The sequence below is a fragment of the Denitratimonas tolerans genome (assembly GCF_037203605.1).
Classification (GTDB): Bacteria; Pseudomonadota; Gammaproteobacteria; order Xanthomonadales; family Xanthomonadaceae; genus Denitratimonas; species Denitratimonas tolerans.
Genome location: NZ_JBBDHC010000001.1, coordinates 260,830 through 284,175 on the forward strand (window position 1 = coordinate 260,830; position 23,346 = coordinate 284,175).

Annotated in this window: 20 protein-coding genes; 10 read left to right on the forward strand and 10 right to left on the reverse strand. The window is 69.3% G+C overall.

What is annotated here, in order from left to right; all coding sequences use genetic code 11:
* The first annotated feature begins 95 nt into the window (after positions 1-95).
* Positions 96-827, forward strand: a complete 732-nt coding sequence (locus tag WB794_RS01110; RefSeq protein ID WP_337333989.1) for a c-type cytochrome — start codon at positions 96-98, stop codon at positions 825-827.
* Positions 824-2,128, forward strand: coding sequence for a c-type cytochrome (locus tag WB794_RS01115; RefSeq protein WP_337333990.1), 1,305 nt, complete (start codon positions 824-826; stop codon positions 2,126-2,128). Before WB794_RS01110 ends, WB794_RS01115 begins: the two co-directional genes overlap by 4 nt.
* Here the strand turns inward: WB794_RS01115 and WB794_RS01120 are convergent, their stop codons facing one another.
* Complete coding sequence (locus WB794_RS01120) at positions 2,129-2,740, reverse strand: TetR/AcrR family transcriptional regulator (RefSeq protein WP_337333991.1); 612 nt, start codon at positions 2,738-2,740, stop codon at positions 2,129-2,131.
* Positions 2,741-2,903: 163 nt separating this feature from the next.
* Between WB794_RS01120 and WB794_RS01125 the strand changes: the two genes are divergently transcribed.
* From WB794_RS01125 to WB794_RS01145, 5 genes are read left to right on the forward strand one after another with little or no spacing between them, the layout of a single operon-like run.
* Positions 2,904-4,070, forward strand: a complete 1,167-nt coding sequence (locus WB794_RS01125; protein WP_337333992.1) for an isovaleryl-CoA dehydrogenase — start codon at positions 2,904-2,906, stop codon at positions 4,068-4,070.
* Complete coding sequence (locus tag WB794_RS01130; RefSeq protein WP_337333993.1) at positions 4,067-5,674, forward strand: carboxyl transferase domain-containing protein; 1,608 nt, start codon at positions 4,067-4,069, stop codon at positions 5,672-5,674. The genes WB794_RS01125 and WB794_RS01130 overlap by 4 nt, the downstream gene beginning before the upstream one ends.
* 4 nt (positions 5,675-5,678) lie before the next feature.
* Complete coding sequence (locus WB794_RS01135; RefSeq protein ID WP_337333994.1) at positions 5,679-6,461, forward strand: enoyl-CoA hydratase/isomerase family protein; 783 nt, start codon at positions 5,679-5,681, stop codon at positions 6,459-6,461.
* Positions 6,458-8,458, forward strand: a complete 2,001-nt coding sequence (locus tag WB794_RS01140) for an acetyl/propionyl/methylcrotonyl-CoA carboxylase subunit alpha (RefSeq protein ID WP_337333995.1) — start codon at positions 6,458-6,460, stop codon at positions 8,456-8,458. The genes WB794_RS01135 and WB794_RS01140 overlap by 4 nt, the downstream gene beginning before the upstream one ends.
* The gene (locus tag WB794_RS01145; protein WP_337333996.1) at positions 8,455-9,366 is read left to right on the forward strand and encodes a hydroxymethylglutaryl-CoA lyase; all 912 of its coding nucleotides are present in this window, start codon (positions 8,455-8,457) and stop codon (positions 9,364-9,366) included. The genes WB794_RS01140 and WB794_RS01145 overlap by 4 nt, the downstream gene beginning before the upstream one ends.
* Positions 9,367-9,417: 51 nt before the next feature.
* Here the strand turns inward: WB794_RS01145 and WB794_RS01150 are convergent, their stop codons facing one another.
* The gene (locus tag WB794_RS01150; RefSeq protein WP_337333997.1) at positions 9,418-9,699 is read right to left on the reverse strand and encodes a hypothetical protein; all 282 of its coding nucleotides are present in this window, start codon (positions 9,697-9,699) and stop codon (positions 9,418-9,420) included.
* Positions 9,700-9,961: 262 nt separating this feature from the next.
* Here WB794_RS01150 and aceF point away from each other — a divergent pair, with 262 nt between their 5' ends.
* Positions 9,962-11,281 carry a dihydrolipoyllysine-residue acetyltransferase gene (gene aceF, locus WB794_RS01155; protein WP_337333998.1) on the forward strand — a complete coding sequence of 440 codons (1,320 nt, stop codon included), beginning with the start codon at positions 9,962-9,964 and terminating at the stop codon, positions 11,279-11,281.
* Between the two features lie 73 nt (positions 11,282-11,354).
* A complete protein-coding gene (gene lpdA, locus WB794_RS01160) occupies positions 11,355-13,151 on the forward strand; it encodes a dihydrolipoyl dehydrogenase (protein WP_337333999.1) in 1,797 nt (598 codons plus the stop codon).
* Positions 13,152-13,226: 75 nt separating this feature from the next.
* Here the strand turns inward: lpdA and WB794_RS01165 are convergent, their stop codons facing one another.
* Together WB794_RS01165 and WB794_RS01170 are read right to left on the reverse strand one after the other, a co-directional pair.
* Entirely contained in the window at positions 13,227-13,418 is a 192-nt protein-coding gene (locus tag WB794_RS01165) for a DUF2061 domain-containing protein (RefSeq protein ID WP_337334000.1), read from the reverse strand.
* 103 nt (positions 13,419-13,521) lie between these two features.
* The gene (locus WB794_RS01170; RefSeq protein ID WP_337334026.1) at positions 13,522-14,907 is read right to left on the reverse strand and encodes an FAD-binding oxidoreductase; all 1,386 of its coding nucleotides are present in this window, start codon (positions 14,905-14,907) and stop codon (positions 13,522-13,524) included.
* Between the two features lie 91 nt (positions 14,908-14,998).
* On the opposite strand from WB794_RS01170, the gene prpF reads away from it, so the two are divergent.
* The gene (prpF, locus tag WB794_RS01175) at positions 14,999-16,204 is read left to right on the forward strand and encodes a 2-methylaconitate cis-trans isomerase PrpF (protein WP_337334001.1); all 1,206 of its coding nucleotides are present in this window, start codon (positions 14,999-15,001) and stop codon (positions 16,202-16,204) included.
* 89 nt (positions 16,205-16,293) lie between these two features.
* Here prpF and WB794_RS01180 read toward each other — a convergent pair whose 3' ends face one another.
* The 6 genes from WB794_RS01180 to WB794_RS01205 form a co-directional block, all read right to left on the reverse strand.
* Positions 16,294-17,169 (reverse strand): SDR family NAD(P)-dependent oxidoreductase, encoded by an 876-nt coding sequence (locus WB794_RS01180; protein ID WP_337334002.1) that lies wholly within the window; start codon positions 17,167-17,169, stop codon positions 16,294-16,296.
* A 221-nt stretch (positions 17,170-17,390) separates the two neighbouring features.
* Positions 17,391-18,809 carry a tyrosine phenol-lyase gene (locus WB794_RS01185; protein WP_337334003.1) on the reverse strand — a complete coding sequence of 473 codons (1,419 nt, stop codon included), beginning with the start codon at positions 18,807-18,809 and terminating at the stop codon, positions 17,391-17,393.
* A 190-nt stretch (positions 18,810-18,999) separates the two neighbouring features.
* Positions 19,000-20,115, reverse strand: coding sequence for a TFIIB-type zinc ribbon-containing protein (locus WB794_RS01190; RefSeq protein WP_337334004.1), 1,116 nt, complete (start codon positions 20,113-20,115; stop codon positions 19,000-19,002).
* Positions 20,116-20,346: 231 nt separating this feature from the next.
* Entirely contained in the window at positions 20,347-21,417 is a 1,071-nt protein-coding gene (locus tag WB794_RS01195) for an SPFH domain-containing protein (protein WP_337334005.1), read from the reverse strand.
* Between the two features lie 85 nt (positions 21,418-21,502).
* A complete protein-coding gene (zapE, locus tag WB794_RS01200; protein ID WP_337334027.1) occupies positions 21,503-22,594 on the reverse strand; it encodes a cell division protein ZapE in 1,092 nt (363 codons plus the stop codon).
* A gap of 23 nt (positions 22,595-22,617) precedes the next feature.
* Positions 22,618-23,298 (reverse strand): alpha/beta hydrolase, encoded by a 681-nt coding sequence (locus tag WB794_RS01205; protein WP_415926623.1) that lies wholly within the window; start codon positions 23,296-23,298, stop codon positions 22,618-22,620.
* Positions 23,299-23,346: the final 48 nt, after the last annotated feature.

Below are 23,346 nucleotides of genomic sequence, written 5' to 3' on the forward strand. Positions count from 1 at the left end.
ATACCGCCGCATCCTCGGCGACGCACTCGGACCTTGGTGCGATGCGGCCCGGTTCCGACTGGCACGGGGATATGTCCGGCCGTTAGGCTTTGCGCATGAAAATCGCCTGTCTATTCACCGCGCTCGCACTGATGGCGCTGACCGCTCCCGCCGCCGCCATGCCCGATCTGGACGACGACGCCATGGCCGAGCGCCTGGCGGCCTGCGCCGCCTGCCACGGTGCCCGCGGCGAAGGCGTGCCCGGCTCGGAGTACTACCCACACCTGGCCGGCAAGCCGGCCGGCTATCTATTCGCGCAGATGCAGGGCTTCCGCGACGGACGCCGCCACTATCCGCAGATGATCTATCTGATGCGCAACTGGGACGACGCATGGCTGGCGCGCATCGCGAGCTTCTTCGCCGCCCAGCCGATGGTCGCGCTGCAGCACGCGGCACCGGCCGCACAGAGCGACGCCGACCGCGCGCGCGCCGAACGCCTCGTGCATGAAGGCGATCCGGCGCGGGATCTTCCGCCCTGTGCCAGCTGCCACGGGCCGCAGCTGCAGGGGCGCGAGCCGGGCGTGCCGGCGCTGGCCGGACTTCCCACCGACTACCTCATCGCCCAGCTCGGCGGCTGGATGACCGGATCGCGCCACTCGATCGCGCCCGACTGCATGGCGCAGGTGGTTTCGCGCCTGGATCCGACCGAGGTGCGGCGTGTGGCGACCTTCGTCGCCGGGCTGATTCCCGAGCCGGAGACGACAGCGCTGGAGGCCAGCGCCGAGCCGCTGCCGCTCGACTGCGGCGGTGCCACGCATTTCGATCCGGCGCGCGGGGTGCAGCCGTGAGCGCCGCGAAGGGCCCGAGCCTGCCCACTCTGCTGATGGCGTTCGGATTCCCGCTTTTCATGCTGGCAGCCGTGGTCACGGGCTTTCTCATCGCCGCGCAGGGCGGGCCGGGCGCACTTTCGCCGCCCGGCGGGGATTCGTCATCCGTGGCCACGGATGACGAAACGCTTGCGCGCGGCGAATACCTGGCGCGGATCGGCGACTGCGTGGCCTGCCACACCGCACGCGGCGGCGAACCGCTGGCCGGCGGTCGCGCTTTCGCCACGCCGTGGGGCACGCTGTATTCGAGCAACCTGACCGCCGATGCGGAACACGGCATCGGCGGCTGGTCGGCCGGGCAGTTCCGCCACGCGCTGGCGCACGGGGTCGGCCGCAGCGGCCTGCTCTATCCGGCCTTTCCGTTCGAGAGCTTCCAGCACCTGACGGCCGCCGATGCCGACGCGATGTTCGCCTGGCTGCGCAGCCAGCCCGCAGTGGCCACGTCGCCGCCGGAGAACACCCTCAGCGGCGTCCCGGGCTGGCGTCCGGCGCTGATCGGCTGGCGCATGCTCTTTTTCCGCCCCTGGGAGCTGCTGCCCGATCCGGCGCGCGGCGAGCGCTGGAACCGCGGCCGCTATCTGGCCGAAGGCATCGCGCACTGCACGATGTGCCACGGCGCGCGCAACGCCTTCGGTGCGATGGACCGCTCGCGCCGCTTCGTTGGCGGACGCATTTTCGGGCAGGGCTGGGTCGCGCCACCGCTCGACGGCCAATCGCTCGCCCACTGGAGCGTCGATGACCTGGCCGGCTATCTGCGCACCGGCGTGGCACCGCAGGCCGGCGCATTCGGCCCGATGGCCGAAGTGGTGGGCGCGAGCCTGCAATACCTCACGCCTGACGATGCCCGCGCCATCGCCGAATACATCCTCAGCCTGCCGCCGCTGCCGCAGCGCCCGGCCCCGCCCGCGCCGCCGGCACGCGACGGGATCGGCCCGGCCAGCACCGCGCTCTACCAAAAGCACTGCGCCGATTGCCACGGCCGCGACGGACGCGGCCGCGAGCGCGTGTTCCCGCCGCTCGACGGCAACCCGCAGGTCGTGGCGAACGATCCGGTGAACCTGATCCGGGTCACGCTGTTCGGTGCCGCGGCACCGACCACCGCGGGCAATCCGGCCCCCCACTCGATGCCGCCCTTCACCGATCGCGTGTCCGAGGAGGAACTCCTCACCCTCATCAACCACGTGCGCGGCAGCTGGAGCAACGATGCCGGCGCGATCCGGCTCCACCAGCTGCGGGCCGCACGGGCGCTGCCGCTGGAGTGATCAGGCCGCCGCCGACACCGCGCGCGTGCAGAAGTCGCAGATCGCGCGCACCAGGCGCTCCTTGTCGCGCAGGGTCTTGCGGCTCGGGCCGATCGGGCCGACCAGGGCCTCGGTAAAGGCACCCACGATGCAGGCCGCGCCGGCATCGAGGTCCTGCCTGGGGAACTCGCCGCTGGCCACGCCGCGCTTGAGCACGGCCTTGAACACGTCGCCGAACCGCTTGCGCCCGCGGATGCGTTCGGCGTCCACTTCCGGTTCGGCCGGCTCGGCGATGAAGGCCCAGGCGAGGTTGGGGCCGGTCAGGGCGCGCCGCACGAAGGACGCCACCGCGGCTTCGAGCTGCGCGCGCGCGCCGGTTTGCACCGCGATCACATCACGCAGGATCTCGATCTCATGGTCCACGGCCTCGGTGAGCACCTCCACGAACAGCTCGGCCTTGGATGGGAAGTAGCGGTAGATGGTGCCGGTGGACACCTCCGCCTGCGCCGCCACCGCCGCGATCTGCGCATTGCGGAAGCCGCCTTCGGCGATCAGCCGCCGCGTCGCGCGCAGGATGCGCTCGCGGTTGCCGGCAAGGCGCTCTTCCATCAGGCGGGTGCGGCGGTAGGCCATCGGCATTCCGGGATCAGGTTCGGGGGCATTCTACGGGAGCGCGACTTCGCCCCGCGTTCCGTCGCACGAAAAAATGAATTACGATTCATTTCATTGGGCGGCGCGGGACAGGCGGCGCCTGTCCACACATCCGGGCGGCCGGGCGGCCGCGGGGAGGATTCAGATGTCGCACACTGCATTCGACTTTGATCTTGGCGAAACCATCGACGCCCTGCGCGGGGCGGTGCGTGATTTCGCGCAGGCGCGCATCGCGCCGCTGGCCGAGGAAACCGACCGCAGCAACCAGTTCCCCAATGCGCTGTGGCGCGAGCTGGGCGACATGGGCCTGCTGGGCCTGACGGTGGACGAGGAGTACGGCGGCACCAACCTGGGCTACCTCGCCCACGTCGTGGCGATGGAGGAAATCTCGCGCGCCTCGGCCTCGATCGGCCTGTCCTACGGCGCGCATTCCAACCTCTGCGTGAACCAGCTGCGCAAGAACGGCAGCCCCGTGCAGAAGGCGAAGTACCTGCCGAAGCTTGTTTCCGGCGAACACGTCGGCGCGCTCGCCATGAGCGAGCCGGGCGCGGGGTCGGACGTGGTGTCGATGCGCCTTCGCGCCGAGCGCCGCGGCGATGCGTTCGTGCTCAACGGCAACAAGATGTGGATCACCAACGGCCCCGACGCCGACACCCTCGTGGTCTACGCCAAGACCGACGTCGCGGCCGGCTCCAAGGGCATCACCGCCTTCCTCGTGGAGAAGGGCTTCAAGGGTTTTTCCACCGCGCAGAAGCTCGACAAGCTCGGCATGCGCGGCTCCAACACCTGCGAACTGGTGTTCCAGGATTGCGAGGTGCCGGCGGAGAACGTGCTGGGCGAGGTGAACAAGGGCGTGCGGGTGCTGATGTCGGGGCTGGACTTCGAGCGCCTGGTGCTTTCGGGCGGGCCGCTCGGGATCATGGCGGCCTGCCTGGACGTCGCCCTGCCCTATTCGCGCGAACGCAAGCAGTTCGGCCGCTCCATCGCCGAGTTCCAGCTGATCCAGGGCAAGCTCGCCGACATGTACGTGGGCTTCAACGCCTGCCGCGCCTATGTCTATGCCGTCGCCCGCGCCTGCGACCGCGGCCAGACCACGCGCAAGGACGCCGCCGGTGCGATTCTCTACGCCGCCGAGAAGGCCACCTGGATGGCCGGCCAGACCATCCAGATCCTGGGCGGCAACGGCTACATCAACGACTACCCCGCCGGCCGCCTGTGGCGCGACGCCAAGCTCTACGAAATCGGCGCAGGCACCAGCGAGATCCGCCGCATGCTGATCGGCCGAGAGCTGTTCCAGGAGGGCCCGCGATGACGGCGCTCACGTCCGCGCTGAATGCGGGCAGCGAAACCTTTCGCGCCAACGCCGCGGCGATGCGCGCCCAGACCGATGCGCTGGCCGAACTGGTGGCGAAGATCGCGCAGGGCGGCGGCGAAAAGGCGCGTGCGCGCCACGTCGGGCGCGGCAAACTGCTGGTGCGCGATCGCATCGACGCCCTGCTCGACCCGGGTTCGCCGTTCCTGGAAATCGCCCCGCTCGCCGGCCACGCGCTGTACGAGGACGCCGTACCCTGCGCGGGGCTGGTGGCCGGCATTGGCCGCATCGAGGGCGTGGAATGCGTGATCGTGGCCAACGACGCCACGGTCAAGGGCGGCACCTACTATCCGATCACGGTGAAAAAGCACCTGCGCGCGCAGGAAATCGCCGAACAGAACCGCCTGCCCTGCGTGTATCTGGTCGATTCCGGCGGCGCCTTCCTGCCGCTGCAGGACGAGGTGTTTCCCGACCGCGACCACTTCGGCCGCATCTTCTACAACCAGGCCACGCTTTCGGCGCAGGGCATCCCGCAGATCGCCTGCGTGATGGGCTCGTGCACCGCCGGCGGCGCCTATGTGCCGGCGATGAGCGATGAAACCGTCATCGTGAAGGAGCAGGGCACGATCTTCCTCGGCGGCCCGCCGCTGGTGAAGGCCGCCACGGGCGAGGACGTGAGCGCGGAAGATCTCGGCGGTGCCGACGTGCATACCCGCATTTCCGGCGTGGCCGACCACTTCGCCCGGGACGACCGCCACGCGCTGGCGCAGGTGCGCCGCATCGTCGCCAACCTCAACTGGGAAAAGCGCGGGCGACTCGCCGTGCGCGAGCCCGAGGCGCCGCTGTATCCGGCAGAAGATCTTTACGGCGTGATCCCGGCCGACACCCGCAAGCCCTTCGACGTGCGCGAGGTGATCGCGCGCCTCGTCGACGGCTCGCGCCTCGACGAGTTCAAGGCCCGCTACGGCACCACGCTCGTGACCGGCTTTGCGCACCTGCACGGCTACCCGGTCGGGATCGTCGCCAACAACGGCATCCTGTTCTCCGAATCCGCGCTCAAGGGCGCGCACTTCGTCGAACTGTGCGCCAAACGCGGCATCCCGCTGGTGTTCTTGCAGAACATCACCGGATTCATGGTGGGGCGCAAATACGAGAACGGCGGCATCGCGCGCGACGGCGCGAAGATGGTGATGGCGGTGGCTTGCGCGAAGGTGCCCAAGTTCACCGTGGTGATCGGCGGCAGCTTCGGTGCCGGCAACTACGGCATGTGCGGGCGCGCCTATTCGCCGCGCTTTTTGTGGATGTGGCCCAACGCGCGCATCGGCGTGATGGGCGGCGAGCAGGCCGCGAGCGTGCTGGCGCGGGTGCGGCGCGACGGCATCGAGGCCAAGGGCGGAGCCTGGCCGCAGGCCGAGGAAGACGCCTTCAAGACGCCGATCCGCGAGAAATTCGAGCACCAGAGCCACCCGTTCTATGCCAGCGCGCGGCTCTGGGACGATGGCGTGATCGATCCGGCCAAAACCCGCGAGACGCTCGCCCTCGCCCTCTCGGCCGCGCTCAACGCGCCGCTGGAATCAACCGACTTCGGCATTTTCAGGATGTAGTGCGATGACCCATGAACTGGTCCAGATCGAACGCGCCGGCAGCGTTGCCACGCTCTGGCTCAACCGGCCCGACAAGCACAACGCCTTCGACGAGCACCTGATCGCCGCGATCACCGAGGGCCTGCGCGCGCTGGGCGACGACGCCACCGTGCGCGTCGTGGTGCTGGCCGGGCGCGGCAAGAGTTTTTCCGCCGGTGGCGATCTCGACTGGATGCGGCGCGCTGCCGGCTTCGGCTTCGAGCAGAACCTGGCCGACGCCAACGCGCTGGCGACGATGCTGCGCACCCTGGCCGAACTTCCGAAACCCACGATCGCGCGGGTGCACGGCGCGGCCCTGGGCGGCGGCATGGGCCTGGCCTGCGCCTGCGACATCGCGGTCGCGAGCGAGGCGGCAGTGTTCGCCACATCGGAAGTGCGCTTCGGCCTGATCCCGGCCACCATCGGGCCGTATGTACTGCGCGCCATCGGCGCACGCCAGTGCCGGCGCTACTTCCAGAGCGCCGAGCGCATCGACGCCACCCGCGCGCTGCAGATCGGACTGGTGCATGAGGTCGTCGGCGCGGCCGCGCTCGACCCGAAGATCGCGGAAATCACCGCTTCACTGGCGGTCGGCGGCCCGCAGGCCCAGGCCCGCGCCAAGCGCTTCATCGCCGAGTTGTCCGATCGCCCCATCGATGCCGCGCTGGTGGCCGCAACCGCCGACGCCATCGCCCGCATTCGCGCCACCGACGAGGCGCGCGAAGGGCTGGCGGCATTCCTTGAAAAGCGCAAGGCAAGCTGGGCATGAGCAGAAAACCCTTCCACACTGTCCTGATCGCCAACCGCGGCGAGATCGCCTGTCGCGTGATCGCCACCTGCCGCCGGCTCGGAATCCGCACCGTCGCGGTGTATTCCGAAGCGGATGCGAAGGCGCGCCACGTGCGGCTGGCCGACGTGACCGTGCCCATCGGCCCCGCACCGGCGCGCGAGAGCTATCTGGTGGTGGAGAAGATCCTCGATGCCGCGAAAAAAACCGGTGCGCAGGCGATCCATCCGGGCTACGGATTCCTTTCCGAGAACGCGGCGTTTGCGCGCGCCTGCGCGCAGGCCGGCGTGGTCTTCATCGGCCCGCCGGCCGAGGCCATCGAGGCCATGGGCAGCAAGAGCGCAGCCAAGGCGCTGATGCAGACCGCCGGCGTGCCGCTCACGCCCGGCTACCACGGCGACAGGCAGGAGGCGGATTTCCTGCACGCGCAGGCTGACGCCATCGGCTATCCGGTGCTGATCAAGGCCAGCGCCGGCGGCGGCGGCAAGGGCATGCGTCGGGTGGATCGCAGCGAGGATTTCGCGGCCGCGCTCGAATCCTGCCGGCGCGAGGCGGCGGCGGCGTTCGGCAGCGACCGGGTGCTGGTGGAAAAGTACGTGCTGCGCCCGCGCCACATCGAAGTGCAGGTGTTCGCAGACGCGCACGGCGGCGTGGTGCACCTCAACGAGCGCGACTGCTCGGTGCAGCGCCGCTTCCAGAAGGTGCTGGAAGAGGCCCCCGCGCCGGGCATGACGCCCGCACGCCGCGCCGCGATGGGCCGGGCTGCCGTCGATGCCGCGCGCGCAGTCGGCTACGTCGGTGCCGGCACGGTGGAATTCATCACCTCGCAAGATGGCGAGTTCTATTTCATGGAAATGAACACGCGCCTGCAGGTCGAGCATCCGGTGACCGAGATGATCACCGGGTTGGACCTGGTCGAATGGCAGCTGCGCGTGGCGGCCGGCGAACCGCTGCCGCTTGCGCAGGCGGCCATCGGCATCCACGGCCACGCGATCGAGGCGCGCATCTACGCCGAAGACCCTGAGCGCGGCTTCCTGCCCTCCATCGGCACCGCGCGCCTGTTCGATCTGCCGTCGGGCGAAGGCATGCGGGTGGACACCGGCGTGGACGAAGGCGACGCCATAACGCCCTGGTACGACCCGATGCTGGCCAAGCTGATCGTGCACGGTGCCGACCGCGAGGAAGCGCTGGCGCGCCTGCGAACGGCGCTGGCCCATACCGCCGTGGCGGGGCTTTCCACCAACGCGCACTTTCTGCAGCGCCTCGTCGCGCCGGGAGGTGCCTTCGCCCGCGCCGATCTCGACACCGGGCTGATCGAGCGCGAACATGATGCGCTGTTCGCCCCGCTGCCGCTGGCCGCACCGCGCCAGGTGGCGCTGCTGGGGTTTGCCCTGCTCGCCGGTGAAGAGCCGCGCGTACTTCCGACCGATCCGCACTCGCCCTGGGCCACGCGCAGGGGCTGGCGGCTGGGGCATGACGCCCCGCGCGCGCTGCGCTGGCAGGGCAAGACCGGCCTGCGCGAAGCGCTTGCGCGCCGCGAAGGCGATGGCTGGCGCTTCGAGGTGGACGGCGACACGTTCCGCATCAGCGGAGTCTTCGACGGCACCCGCCTTGCGCTGCGCGTCAACGGCGAACGCGTCGAGGCCACGGCTCGCTGCATCGGCGGCACCTGGCACCTGTTCGACGGCGGCCCACCCTGCGCCCTCGCGCTGGAAGACCCGCTTGCCGGAAGCGAAGCCGACGCCGGCCACGGCGGCGGCCTCACCGCGCCGATGCCCGGCCGCGTGATCGCGCTCCTCGCCCGCCCCGGCGCGGTGGACGCCGGCGCGCCGCTGCTGGTGATGGAGGCGATGAAGATGGAACACACCCTCACCGCACCCGCCGCCGGCACCCTCGACGGCTTCCTGGTTGCGATGGGCGACCAGGTGGAGGAAGGTGCGGCGCTGGTGGAGTTCACCGCGATGGAGGCGCAGGCATGAGCGCGAGCGATTTCGTCCGCATCGTCGAGGTCGGCCCGCGCGACGGGCTGCAGAACGAGGCCGCCGAGGTTTCCACGGCCACCAAGATCGCCCTGATCGACCGGCTCTCGGCCTGCGGTTTTCCCGTGGTCGAAGCGACCAGCTTCGTCAGCCCCAGGTGGGTGCCGCAGATGGCCGATGCCGCCGCAGTACTGGGCGGCATCGCCCGGCGCGACGGCGCGCTCTATCCGGTGCTGGTGCCCAACGAGAAGGGTCTGGAGCGCGCGCTGGCGGCCGGGGTGCGCGAGATCGCGGTGTTCACCGCGGCATCGGACGCCTTCAACCGGCGCAACATCAACTGCGACATCGACGAATCCCTGCGCCGCCTCGCTCCCGTGGTCGCACGCGCGGTGGCCGATGGTCTGTGGGTACGCGGCTACATCTCCACCGTGCTGGGCTGCCCCTACCAGGGCCGGGTGCCGGTCAACGACGTGGTGCGCGTGGTCAAGGCGCTCGATGCGATGGGCTGTGCGGAAATATCGCTTGGCGACACCATCGGCGTCGGCACCGCGAAGAAGGCGCGCGCCATGCTGGAAGCCTGCGCCACCGAAGTGCCGATGGCGCGCCTTGCGGTGCACTTCCACGATACCTACGGGCAGGCGCTCGCCAACGTCTACGCCTGCCTCGAGGCCGGCGTGCGCGTGGTGGATGCCTCGGTCGCCGGCCTGGGCGGCTGCCCCTATGCGCAGGGTGCCAGCGGCAATCTCGCCAGCGAGGATCTCGTGTACCAGCTGCACGGGCTGGGCATGAACACCGGCGTGGAGCTCGACGCCCTGTGCGACACCGCGCGCTGGATCAACGCCGAACTTTCCCGCGAGCCGGCCAGCAAGCTGGCGCGCATCGCCAACGAACGGCGCTTCGCGGGCTGATCGCGCCTGCATCGCCGGCTCGCGCCGAATGGTGCGAACCGCCGATGCAGGTCACTGCGGAGTGCCGGTGCCCAGCAGGCGCGGTGCCGCCGGAAGCGTCAGCGACCAGCGCAGGCGCAGCGCGACGCGCTCGCGCCGTTCGCTTTCATTCGGGCTGTCCGCCTGCGAGACCACGGCCTCATCCGACGGCGCATCGCACGGTGTCACCTGGATCATCGGACTGGACACACCCCGTGCGACGGTCTGGATCGGCTGTCCGGTCATCGCCAGCGCCCCCAGGGCGATCACCGGAACGGCGAAACGCATGGCGAGGCGGAGAGTCAGGTGGTTCATGGCAGTGTCCTTGGTTCGTGCAATTCCATATCGGCATGAGCAAGCCCCATGCCAAGCTCCCACCCCCGTGAAATCAGGCCTTTGGCACTCACGGCCTCCGTCCGGACGTCCGGCTTCCCGGAGACTTCGTCCGCCGCCGGACGGTCGAGCGGCGGCGGGCAGGGGTTGGAATCCTCTCTGACGGAGGAAGGTTCCCGTCGTGACATTGGCATCGCGGGCGTACTGGCATCAAAATGGATGCTTGGCTGCGCGAGGGAAGAACATGAGCCTGAAAGAAGCACGCGTTCCCGACATCGGGGACCATTCGGACGTTCCGGTGATCGAACTGCTGGTATCGCCTGGCGATACCGTGAGCAAGGATCAGGGTCTGGTCACGCTGGAATCGGCCAAGGCCACGATGGAAGTGCCCTCGCCGTTCGCCGGCGTGGTCAAGGAGGTGAAGGTCAAGCTGGGCGACAGCGTGTCCGAAGGCGCGGTGGTGGCCATCATCGAAGCGGCCGACGAGGCACCCGCGGCGGTACCGAAGGCGGCCGCCGCGGCGGCACCCGAGCCGACTGCACCAGCGCCCGCCGCTCCCGCGCCTGCGGCATCCGCTCCTGCCGTGCAGCGGGCCGCGGAAACCGCCGCGCCGCGCAGCCCGCCCGTCAGCTTCGACGCCGATGCCGTGCTCCCCTCGAAGGTGCCCTACGCCACCCCGGCGGTGCGCCTGTTCGCGCGCGAGCTGGGCGTGGACCTCGCGCAGGTGCAGGGGCGTGGTCGAGATGGCCGCATCCTGCGTCAGGACGTACAGGATTTCGTCAAGGCGGCGATGACCGGCGGTGTCGTCGCTGCCGGCGGCGCGCCCGCGGGTGGTGGCCTGAACCTCCTGCCCTGGCCGAAGGTGGATTTCGCGAAGTTCGGCGAGGTCGAGGTCGAGCCGCTGTCGCGCATCAAGAAGATTTCCGGCGCGAACCTCGCGCGCAACTGGGCAATGATCCCGCACGTGACCCAGTTCGAGCAGGCCGACATCACCGAGATGGAGGCATTCCGCAAGAAGCTGGGTGAAGAGAACAAGGATCTGCGCATCACCCCGCTGGTGTTCCAGATCAAGGCGGTGGTGTCCGCGCTCAAGCAGTTCCCGCAGTTCAACGCCTCGCTCGACGGCGACAACCTCGTCCTCAAGAAGTATTTCCACATCGGCATCGCGGTGGACACGCCCAACGGTCTGGTGGTGCCGGTGCTGCGCGACTGCGACCAGAAGGGCTTCCTGCAGCTGGCGGCGGAGCTGGGTGCGATCAGCAAGAAGGCGCGCGACGGCAAGCTCGGCCCGGCCGACATGAGCGGCGGCTGCTTTTCCATCTCCTCGCTCGGCGGCATCGGTGGCACCAGCTTCACGCCCATCATCAACGCGCCGGAAGTGGCGATCCTGGGCGTGTCGAAGGCCGCGATGCAGCCGGTGTGGAATGGCGAAAAGTTCAAGCCGCGGCTGATGCTGCCGCTGTCGCTGTCCTACGACCATCGCGTGATCGACGGTGCCGCCGCCGCCCGCTTCACCAGTTTCCTGGCCAGCCAGCTCGCCGACATCCGCCGCCTGCTGCTCTGATCGGCATTGCCCTGCGCGCGGCGCGCTGCCGCGCGCCCGCACACACGAAACACGCTAATTTTCAGGAGGCCCCATGGCACGCATCGAGATCGCAGTCCCGGACATTGGCGACCACGCCGGCGTGCCGGTGATCGAGCTGCTGGTCGCCCCCGGCGACAGCGTCGGCAAGGACCAGGGGCTGGTCACGCTGGAATCTGCCAAGGCCACCATGGAAGTGCCCTCGCCCGAGGCCGGCACCGTGGTCGAGCTTCGGGTGAAGCTGGGTGACACGGTTTCCGAAGGCGCGGTGATCGCGGTGCTGGAAACCGCCGCCGCCGCCGCGCCGCCGGCCGCACCGGCGTCCAAGCCGCCGGTAACACCTTCCCATCGCGCACCCGCCGAACCCTCCGCGCCCGCACCCAAGCCCGCCGCTGCCGCCGGCAAAAGCGGCGGCGCGCCGGCCGACATCGAGTGCGCGCTGGTGGTGCTGGGTGCCGGCCCAGGCGGCTACACCGCCGCCTTCCGCGCCGCCGACCTCGGCATGGACGTGGTGCTGATCGAACGCTACGCCACGCTCGGCGGCGTCTGCCTCAACGTCGGCTGCATTCCCTCCAAAGCGCTGCTGCACGCCGCCAGCGTGATCGACCACGCCGCACACGGTGCCGAGCTGGGCATCAGCTTCGCGCCACCGAAGATCGACGTGGACGCGCTGCGCGGCTACAAGGAAAAGGTCGTCGGCCAGCTCACCCGCGGCCTGGCCGGCATGGCCAAACAGCGCAAGGTGCGCGTGGAACAGGGCACCGGCCGCTTCGTTTCGCCCAACGAGATCGAGATTTCAGGCGCGGACGGAAGCACCCGGCTGCTGCGCTTCGCGCAGGCGATCATCGCGGCCGGCTCGCAGGCGGTGAAGCTGCCGATGTTCCCCTGGGACGACCCGCGCATCATGGATTCCACCGATGCCCTCGCCCTGGCCGACGTTCCGAAGCGGCTGCTGGTCGTGGGCGGCGGCATCATCGGTCTGGAAATGGCGACGGTGTACCGCGCGCTGGGAAGCGAAGTGACCGTGGTCGAGTTCATGGACCAGCTCATGCCGGGTGCCGACAGGGATCTGGTCAAGCCGCTGGCCGCGCGCCTCAAGGCGCAGGGCGTTGCTGTCCACCTCAAGACCAGAGCAGCCACCGTCAAGGTCACGAAGAAGGCCGTCACCGTCGGCTTCCAGGCCGCGAGCGAAGGCGGGAAGTCGACGCTGGAGTCGGGCGACTACGACCGCGTGCTGGTCGCCGTCGGCCGCGCGCCGAACGGCGCGAAGATCGATGCCGAAGCCGCCGGCGTCGAGGTGACCGAGCGCGGCTTCATCGCGGTGGACCGGCAGATGCGCACCAACGTGCCGCACATCTTCGCCATCGGCGACATCGTCGGGAACCCGATGCTGGCGCACAAGGCCAGCCACGAGGCCAAGCTCGCGGCCGAAGTCGCGGCTGGCGAGAAGCGCGAGTGGGTTGCCCGCGTGATTCCCTCGGTGGCCTACACCGATCCGGAAATCGCCTGGGTCGGCGTCACCGAAACCGAGGCCCGCGCCAAGGGCCTCAAGGTCGGCGTGGGCACGTTCCCCTGGGCCGCATCGGGCCGGGCCATCGGCATCGGCCGCACCGAAGGTACCACCAAGCTCCTGTTCGACGAGGAAACCCGGCGCGTCATCGGCGGCGGCATCGTCGGCCCCAACGCCGGCGAGCTGATCGGCGAGATCGCGCTCGCCATCGAGATGGGTGCCGAAGCCGCCGACATCGCCGCCACCATCCACCCGCACCCGACCCTCAACGAATCGGTGGCGATGGCGGCGGAGATGTACGAAGGCACCATCACCGACCTGATTGCACCGAAGAAGAAGTAGAGTCGCGCGCCGCTCCGGAACGAATCCGCGCCGGATTACGGCGCGTGGCCGAAACGGGCATGCCCGACCGTACGCTCACGCCACCACCGCATGGCGGCGCGCCTCGATGCGCTTCCATACCTTCTCGTGGAGATGGAACACCACGGTGTTGCAGGCCGGCTCGACCAGGGCAATGGTGCCGCCGATCAGCCAGCTGCCGGTCACCAGCCAGCCGACCGTGAGGGCAACGCTGAAATGCAGGATGGCGAAGCTTGCGGTCTTGGCCATGGCGGCACCTTGTTGATGCGAATGATTCTCATCATCGCACCAAACAGGGCAAAGTCAAGCCCCGGTCCGGCCCGGCCGCGAAACCCCGCTCGCGCGCCGTCGATCACGCCGCCGGCAGCACCTTGCCCGGATTGAGAATGCCGTCGGGATCGAGCGCCGCCTTCACCGCGCGCATGGCCGCCAGCGTCGGCACATCGAAGGCGCGGGTCATGTAGTCGCGCTTGGCGGTGCCAATGCCGTGTTCGCCCGAAAGCGTGCCACCCAGCGCCAGCACGAGGTCGAAGAGCTGCGGCAGCGCGGCCTGCGCGCGGGCGCTTTCGTCGGCATCGTCGGGGTGATAGAGGATATTGACGTGCAGGTTGCCGTTGCCGGCGTGGCCAAAGCTGACGATGGGAAGCCGCGCCCGCTGCGCCAGCGCCTCCACCCCGGCCACCAGGGTCGGGATGCGCGAGACGGGAACGACCACGTCCTCGTTGATCTTGCCCGGCGCGATGGAGCGCAGCGCGGGCGAGAGCGCGCGGCGTGCGGCCCAGAGCCGGTCGCGCGCGAGGCCGTCGAGCGCCACGTCGAGCGAAAGCAGCCCGTCGCCTTCGGCCGCCGCGCCCAGGGCCGTCAGCGCGAGCGGCAGAGTGTCCTCATCGCCGTCGGCTTCGATCATCAGCATCGCGCCGGCCTCGGGCAGGTCGCTGCCATTGCGGCGCAACAGGTTGATCGCGCGCGCGTCGATGAATTCCAGCATCGCCGGCCCCTGCGGCTGGCGCATCAGGCGCGAGACGGCATCCGCCGCCGCACCCGCATCCCGATAGAAGGCGCGCAGGGTGGCCTGCTGCGCGGGCCGCGGAACAAGGCGCAGGGTGGCTTCCACGATCAGCGCCAGCGTGCCCTCGCTGCCCACGATGAGGCGCGTGAGGTCGAAGCCGGTGGAGTTCTTGGTCCACGGCCCGCCGCAGCGCACGATCTCACCCGCGCCCGTCACCGCGACCAGGCCCAGCACGCTGTCGCGCGTGGCGCCGTATTTGACCGCGCGCGGTCCGCCTGCATTGGTCGCCAGGTTGCCGCCCACGGTGCAGCGCTCGAAGCTGGAAGGATCGGGCGGCCAGAACAGTCCGTGCGGTGCCAGCGCCTGCTGCAGGTCGCCGTTGATGACGCCCGGCTCCACCACCGCCACGCGATCGTCAGGCGAAATCGAAACGATCCGCGCCATCCGTGCGAACGACACGACGACCCCGCCGTCGAACGGCACCGCGCCCGCCGCCGTTCCGGTGCCCGCGCCGCGCGCCACGATCGGCACCCGCAGCGCCCGGCACGCGCGCACCATGGCGGCAACCTGCGCCGCGTCCTGCGGCAGCGCCACCGCATCGGGCATCGCCCACTGGCGCGAATCGTCCTCGCCGTGCGCGCGCCGCACGGCTTCGTCCGTGCGCCAGCCGGCCGGCCCCAGCAGGGCGGAAAGTTCGGCGGCAAGGGAAGACGGCAGGTCGCGCGGCATGGGGCCATTGTAGGGCGCGGCCGGCACCGCATCGCCCATCGCGCCGCGCGATGGCAAGATGACGCGCCCCGCACTTCCCGAGAGCCGTTCCATGAGTCCTGCCCCGCAGCTCCGCATTCCCGCCACCTACATGCGCGGCGGCACGTCCAAGGGCGTGTTCTTTCGGCTGGAAGACCTGCCCGAAGCCTGCCGCACGCCAGGGCGCGCGCGCGATCGGCTGTTCCAGCGCGTGATCGGCTCACCCGATCCCTACGGCAAGCAGACCGACGGCATGGGCGGCGCGACCTCGTCCACCAGCAAGTGCGTGATCGTCTCGCCCGCGACCGTGCCGGGGCACGACGTCGACTATCTCTACGGCCAGGTCAGCATCGACGCGGACTTCGTGGACTGGTCGGGCAACTGCGGCAACCTCTCCACCGCGGCGGGCGCGTTCGCGATCCACGCCGGCTACGTCGATGCGGCGAAGATTCCGCAGGACGGCACCTGCAAGGTGCGGATCTGGCAGGCCAACATCGGCAAGACCATCGTCGCGCACGTCCCGATCAGCGGCGGGCAGGTGCAGGAAAGCGGCGATTTCGCGCTGGACGGGGTGACCTTCCCCGCCGCCGAGATCGTGCTGGAATTCCTCGATCCGGCCGACGAGGGCGAAGCCGGCGGCGCGATGTTCCCCACGGGAAACCTGGTCGATCTGCTGGACGTGCCGGGCGTCGGCCGGCTGCCCGCGACGCTGATCACCGCGGGCATTCCGACGGTGTTCGTGAACGCGACCGACATCGGTTTCGACGGCACCGAGCTGCAGCCTGCGATCAACGAGGATCGCGCCGCGCTGGCGAAGCTGGAGGCGATCCGCGTCGCGGGGGCGCTGCGCATGGGCCTCATCCGCACGTCCGAGGAAGCCGCCACGCGCCAGCACACGCCCAAGGTCGCCTTCGTGGCACCGGCGAAGGACTATGTCGCCAGCAGCGGCAGGAAAATCGCCGCCTCGGACATCGACCTCAACGTGCGCGCAGTGTCGATGGGCAAGCTGCACCACGCCATGATGGGCACCGCCTCGGTCGCCATCGCCACGGCGGCGGCGGTGCCGGGCACCCTCGTCAACCTCGCCGCCGGCGGCGGCGCGCGCGATGCGGTGCGCTTCGGGCACCCCTCGGGCACGCTGCGCGTGGGAGCTTCCGCGGCGGAAGTGGACGGCCGGTGGACCGTGACCCGCGCGGTGATGAGCCGCAGCGCGCGCATCCTGATGGAAGGCGCGGTGCGGGTTCCGGTGGAACAGGTTCAGGCAGTGTCGGGGGCGTAGCCCCGACCTGCGAGCCGCCTCCGTAGCCATGCGCGCCGCCGCGCGTGGCGCACCGCCGCAGGTCGGCCCTACGTGGCCGACGGCGCGCTTCAGGCTTCCAGCGGGAATCCGGCCTTGCGCAGCTCGTGGCGGGCCTGGTCGAAGCCGGTGGCGGGAACGAAGGCATCGCCGCGGTCGGCCAGTTCGTCCCAGCGCGCGAGGATCTGCTCGGCGGTGGCCGCTTCGCCCAGCGCGATGCCCTGGGTCAGGGCGATATAGGCCAGCTCGTAGCCGCCGGCACCGGCGCTGAGGATGGCGCGGTTGGGCGCGTTTTCGCTGACCAGGGCCAGCACCGCGGGGCTGACCAGCTCGGGCTTGAACTGCGCGAGCTGATGCGCCGGCAGGATGCCTTCCATCATCCGGGTGGCGCCGGTCGGGGCCAGGCAGTTGACGCGTACATTGTTCTTCTCGCCTTCGATGCCCAGGGTCTGCATCAGGCCGACCAGGCCCATCTTGGCGGCGGCGTAGTTGGCCTGGCCGAAGTTGCCGTAGAGGCCGCTGCAGGAGGTGGTCATCACGATGCGGCCGTAGTTTTGCGCGCGCATGGCATTCCAGACTGCCTTGGTGCAGGTGGCCGACCCCATCAGGTGCACGTCGACGACGAGGCGGAAGTCGGCCAGCTCCATCTTGGCGAAGCTCTTGTCGCGCAGGATGCCGGCGTTGTTGACGAGGATGTCGATCCGGCCCCAGTCGGCGAGCACCTCGTCGACCATCGCCTGCACCGCGTCGACATCGGTGACCGAGCATTTCGCGGCGCGCGCCTGCCAGCCGGCCGCGTGGATTTCATCGACCACCGCATTGGCGGAATCGCCCATGTCGTTCACCACGACGCGCGCGCCGCGGCTGGCCAGCAGCAGCGCGTGGGAGCGGCCCAGGCCGCCGCCGGCGCCGGTCACGATGGCTGTACGCCCGGTCAGATCGATCATCCGTCCATCTCCTTCAGGAAAGCCTGGCCGCGGTGCGACACCGCGCATGATGCACTGCCGCAGATTGTTGCAGTGCGGAACTTGCGAATGATAGGACCAGCCGAAGAACATTTCCTGCCTGCAAGCGTGGCGCAGCGCACAGTTGCGGGGACGCGCGCGGCGCGCCGGCGGCAGTTCACCGCGCGCCCGGACAAGCCGGGCGCGCGGCGACTCCGGGATTCTCAGCCCGGCAGGCGCTCGAAGCGCGCCTGGAAGAAGCGCAGGTACTTGGGCTCGTACACCATCCTCAGGCCGCGGGTGGATTCGCGCGCCTCGTACACCGCCTTGAGCGACTCGGCCACGACATCCATGTGCGCTTGCGTATAGACGCGGCGCGGGATGGTCAGGCGCGTCAGCTCCAGCTTCGGACGGTGATGGTCGCCGGTGACCTGGTCGCGGCCGGCCGAGACGATGCCGCGCTCCATCGCGCGGATGCCCGAATCCAGGTACAGCTCGGCCGCCAGGGTCTGGGCCGGGAACTGATCCTGTTCTAACTGGGGATAGAAGGCCCGGGCATCCAGGAAGATGGCGTGGCCGCCAACCGGCTTCATGAAGGGAATGCCCCACTGGTCGAGCAGGTCGCCCAGGTAGCGCACCTGGCCGATGCGCGAGCGCATGTAGTCCACGTTCACCGATTCCTCGATGCCGATGGCCATGGCTTCCATATCGCGCCCGGCCATGCCGCCGTAGGTGTGCAGGCCTTCGTAGACCACCACCAGGTTGCGGGCTTCCTCGAACAGTTCCCGGTCGTTGGTCGCCAGCCAGCCGCCGATGTTGACCAGATGATCCTTCTTGCCCGACATGGTGGCACCGTCGGAATAGGAGCAGAACTCGCGCAGGATCTCGGCCAGGGACTTGTCGGAATAGCCTTCCTCGCGCTCCTGGATGAAGAGGGCGTTCTCCACCGCGCGGGTGGCATCGAGGTAGATCTTGATGCCGTATCTGGCGGTCAGCTCGCGCACGGCGCGAGCGTTGGCCATCGATACCGGCTGGCCGCCGGCCATGTTCACCGTCACGGCCAAGCAGACGTAGGGAATCTTGTCGGCTCCAACCTGGTCGATCAGACGCTGCAGCTTGTCGAGGTCGATGTTGCCCTTGAACGGATGCAGGGATGCGGTGTCGTGGGCCTCGTCGATGATGACGTCGTGGAAGGTGGCCCCGGCATGCTCCTGATGGAAGCGGGTCGTGGTGAAGTACATGTTGCCCGGCACGTGGTCGCCGAGACGGATCGCCGCCTGGCTCAGCAGGTTCTCCGCGCCGCGGCCCTGGTGGGTCGGCACCACATACTTGTAGCCGTAGTAGGTCTGGATCGCCGTCTCCAGGTGGTAGAAGTTGCGGCTGCCGGCGTAGGCTTCGTCGCCCAGCATCATGCCCGCCCACTGGCGGTCGCTCATGGCCGAGGTGCCGCTGTCGGTAAGCAGATCGATATAGACGTCTTCCGAGCGCAGCAGGAAGGTGTTGTAGCCGGCCTCCTCCAGCGCCTTCTGGCGCTCTTCGCGCGTGGTGACGGTGAGCGGCTCCACCATCTTGATCTTCCACGGCTCGGCCCACGAGCGGCGGCCGAACTGCTGGCCCATGGTCCTTGAAACCGGCTGATTCATTGCTGCGTCTCCCTGGATTTGATCGGACATGCGGCGCACCGCGCGGCGCGCGCAGGATAGGCGCGCCGCGCGCGCGCGCCTTGATCCAGGGCAAGAAACGGCCAATTGGTTTCGGATGAAACCAATTGGCCGGACAACGAACGGGCGTTCTGAAAGCCGCCTGCCGGATGCGCCGGAGCAATCGTCCGGGCTACTGGCCCTGCCCGTAGGCCAGCACGAGGATCAGGACCACGAGCGCCGCGAGCACCGCCAGGGTGATCTTGATCCAGCTCAGAGGATGCCTGCCGGCGATCTTGCCGGTGTAGCCGTTGGCCACGATCTGGAAGGTGCGCGAGCCGTAGGTGTAGTTGACCAGCCACACCGGCACCAGGATGTGCTTGAAGGTGCGCCCGCGGTACTGGCTTTGCACCTGCAGGTTGCGCTGGGTGTCGCCGGGCACCTGCGCCGCGCACAGCGCGCGGGTCTTGGACTCCATCTGCGTCATGTTGAGATCGGCGGCGCGGCGCAGGTCGAGCTGGTAGCGCTCCACCGTCCAGCCACGCACGAACTCCGGCGCGTAGGCGACGAGGTTTGAAGTCGTGGGAAACGGCGCGATCTGGCCCAGCAGCCCTTCGCCCACGCCCACGGTGCCGGGCACCAGCTCGTCGTCGAAGAAGTGCGTCAGGCCGCCGGCCGCCGGCTCCCAGCGCACCTTGCGCACCTGGCGCGTCTGCCGCTGGCCGTTCTGCGTATGGGTTTCGGTGACGTAGTAGTAATGCCCGGCCTCGGCGGTCCACGTCGCGGAAACGTGCGCATCGAAGGTCCAGTACGGCAGGTAGACGCCGTGCAGGGTGTCGGTGAGCGCGCGCGATTTGAGCTTGTTGGGCGCGAACCAGCGGCTGCTGTACCAGCGCCGGATGGCGTCGCGCACCTGCCCGTCGCTGACCTTGAACGGCAGCAGGCTCTCGGGCGTGATGGCATCGCCCTGATCCTCGTGCGGCACGATGGACGGCGAACCGCAGAACTCGCAGCGCTGCGCCGCGCGCGTGCCGACGAAGACCGAGATCGCGTGGCAGCTCTGGCACTTGACCTCGTAACGCTCCGCGCCCCAGCCGCGCCCGGCCCTGGGCTCGTCCAGCGCCTGGATCAGATCGCGCTCGTGGATTTGCGCGCCGGCGCCATCCTCCTGCGCCGGCGACCACGGGGCGGTGGTGCCGCAGTAGGGGCACACCAGCGCCTGCCGGGCGGCGTTCCACTCCAGATCACCGCCGCACTCCGGGCACGGATGCTTGCCTATGGCGACACGGGTGGGAGCGGATTCGGACATGGCGGGACCACTGGCTGATCCGTCATCCGTCACTCCGGCCTTGGGCGGAGTGACGGATGATGGTGGGAGACGTTTACGAAACAGGAACGTGCAGGACACCTTCCGCGTTGCCCTGATCTCGCCATGCGGCGACGGGGAGGGAAGTGTGCGCCGAAGATGAAGCGGAGGCCGATGGCGGAAAAACCGTCGGCCCGCCGATCGCCGCCGCCGCATGCGGCGGCGAACCGACCATCACTCGCCGTGCAGGAAGGCCTCCAGCGCGCTTTTCGCGATGCGGGTGGCGTTGCCGATCTTGCGCGCCTTCAGCTCGCCGGATTCGATCGAGGCCATCACGTCCTCTACCGAGACACCCAGCGCCTGTGCGGCCTGTTCGGGAGTGAGCACGTCGAGCCCGCCCGCAGCGGCGGGCGCTGCGGCAACCGGTGCCTGCGGTGCCGCGGGTGGCTGCGCGCCGCCGGTCATGCCCTTCATCATTTCCTGCGCGATGCCGAAACCTACCGCCATCTGCGCCGGAACCGCGCCCGCGCTGTCGCCGCCCTGCCCCATGCTGGCCCCCATCTGGTACTTCACGTACTCGTTGAGGTTGCCGATCACGCCCATGGAGGAGCGCGCATCGATGGCCTTTTCCACCTCCGGCGGCACCGAGACGTTCTCGACGACGAAGGCGGTGATTTCCAGGCCGTACTTGTCGCGCACCGCGGGGTTGATGATCGGCAGCAGCGCTTCGCCCATTTCCGAGTAGCGCTGGGCGACGTCGAGCGCCGGGATCTTCGCGGTGGCGAGCGCCTCGGAGAAGATGCTGACGATGCGCGAGCGCATGGTGTCGGCGAACTCGTCGAGGCGGAAGTTCTGGTCGGTGCCGGCGACCTCCTTCAGGAACTTCGGCGGATCGACGATGCGGAAATCATAGGTGCCGAAGGCGCGCAGGCGCACCACGCCGAAGTCGGCGTCGCGCATCATCACCGGGTTCGAGGTGCCCCACTTGTTGCCGGTGAACAGGCGCGTGTTGAGATAGTAGACGTCGCACTTGAACGGCGATTCGAAGCCGTGCTTCCAGCCGTAGATGCGCGACAGGATCGGGATGTTCTGGGTGGAAAGCGTGTGCTTGCCCGGCCCGAACAGGTCTGCGAACTGCCCGGTGGCGACGAACTGCACCATCTGCGATTCGCGCACGATGAGCTGCGCGCCGTTCTTGATGTTCTTGTCGTCGTCGGGCCAGCGATAGGAGAGCGTGTCGCGCGAGTCATCGGTCCACTCGATGATCTCGATCAGTTCGCCCTTGATGAAATCGAAGATGCCCATGACTGCTCCGGGAAAGGGGAGGGTCGATCTTACCGAGATTCGCCGGCTCCCCGCCACGGGCGAGGCTGGGCGGTCGCGCGTGGCCTTACGGCGCGTGCTGCTGCGCCAGATATTCCTCGGACTGCATCTCGATCAGACGGCTCACGGTGCGCTCGAACTCGCGCGCGACGCGGCGGCCGGCGTAGAGCCCGGCAGGTGCCGCGGCGGCCGAGGCCACCAGCACCACGCCGCGATCGTAGAGCTCGTCGACCAGCAGCACGAAGCGGTAGGCGGGGTCTTCGCTGCTGCGGTCGAACGTCGGGATGCCGGAAACGATGACGGTGTGGAAGCGGCGCGCGATGTCGATGTAGTCGGCCACCGCGCGCGGGCCGTCGCACAGCGCGGCGAAGTCGAACCAGACCACGCCGTCGGCCACCTCGCGCACCGCGATCGGGCGTCCGTTCACTTCCAGCGCGCCGCGCTCTTCGTCGACGGCGGCGTGGCGCGCCAGCCGCGAAAAGACCGCCGCAAGCGCGGCTTCGGCGGCATCGCCCGGCGGCGTCTGCCAGACGCTGGCGCGGGTCAGCGCGCGCAGCCGGTAATCGAGCGGGCTGTGCAGCTCGTACACCCGACAGTGGGCCTGGAGTTCGATGATGGCGGGCAGGAATCTGGCGCGCTGCAGGCCGCCCTTGTAGAGGTTTTCCGGCGCGGTGTTGGAGGTGGTGACGACGGTCACGCCGCGCGAAAAAAGCTGATCGAGCAGGCGCGCCAGCAGCATCGCATCGCCGATGTCGAGCACGAAGAATTCGTCCAGGCACAGCACGCGGAACTCCCGCGCACAGTCGGCCGCCACCTGCACCAGCGGGTCGGCGTGTTCGCCCAGGGCGCGGATGCGCGCGTGGATTTCGCCCATGAAGCGGTGGTAGTGGACGCGCCGCTTGGGCACGCCGCCCAGGTGCGAGTAGAACAGGTCCATCAGGAAGGTCTTGCCGCGCCCGACGCCGCCCCACAGGTACAGGCCGCGCACCGGTGTCTCGCGGCGCAGGCGGCGCGCCAGTTTCGCCAGGGTGCCGGCCTCCTCGCGCGCGCGAAGCTCGTCGTGGATGCGATCCAGCTCGCCCAGCACCTCGCGCTGCACCGGATCGGCCTGCCACAGCCCCGCCGCCACGCCGGCCTCGTAGGCGGCGCTGGGCCGCATCGGGGTCTGGTCGAGCGGCGGGCTCACGCGACCGCGGGCGGCAGGTTGGCGCGCACGCCGTTCTTCACCACGCCGCGCAGGTCCATCATGCGGCGGTGGAAGAAATGGCTGGCCTCGGGCATCCGCACCAGCGCGGGCGGGTCTTCCATCGCCTCGATCCAGTCGTAGACCGCCTTCGGCTCGACCACCTCGTCATCCTCGCCCTGGATCACCAGCCACGGGCAGGGCGGCGCGATGGCGGCGGAGAAATCCCAGCGGCCCACGGGCGGCGCGACCGAGATCATCTGCTTCACCGGCAGGTGGCGCGCGCCCAGAAGGGCGACATAGCTGCCGAAGGAGAAGCCGGCCAGCCAGAGCGCATCGCCCGGACGGGTGCGGCCCACCCATTCGGCCACCGCCAGAAGATCCAGGGTTTCTCCGCGCCCTTCGTCGTACTCGCCCGCCGACTCGCCAACGCCGCGGAAGTTGAAGCGCACCGTGGTCAGGCCCAGCTCGCGCAGGCTGCGCGCGACCATGGTCACCACCTTGTTGTGCATGGTGCCGCCGTGCAGCGGATGCGGGTGGCAGACGACGGCAACGCCGCGCCGCGCGCACTCCGGCTCGGGATGTTCGACGATCACCTCCAGCACGCCGGCCGGACCGGGCAGGTGCAGCGAAGCGTCGGCGTCGGGGAAGGCTTCGAGGGGCGTGTTCACGACACCCATCCGGAAAAGGGAAAGGCTTGCATGATACCGGGGTCGCCGGGGCGATCA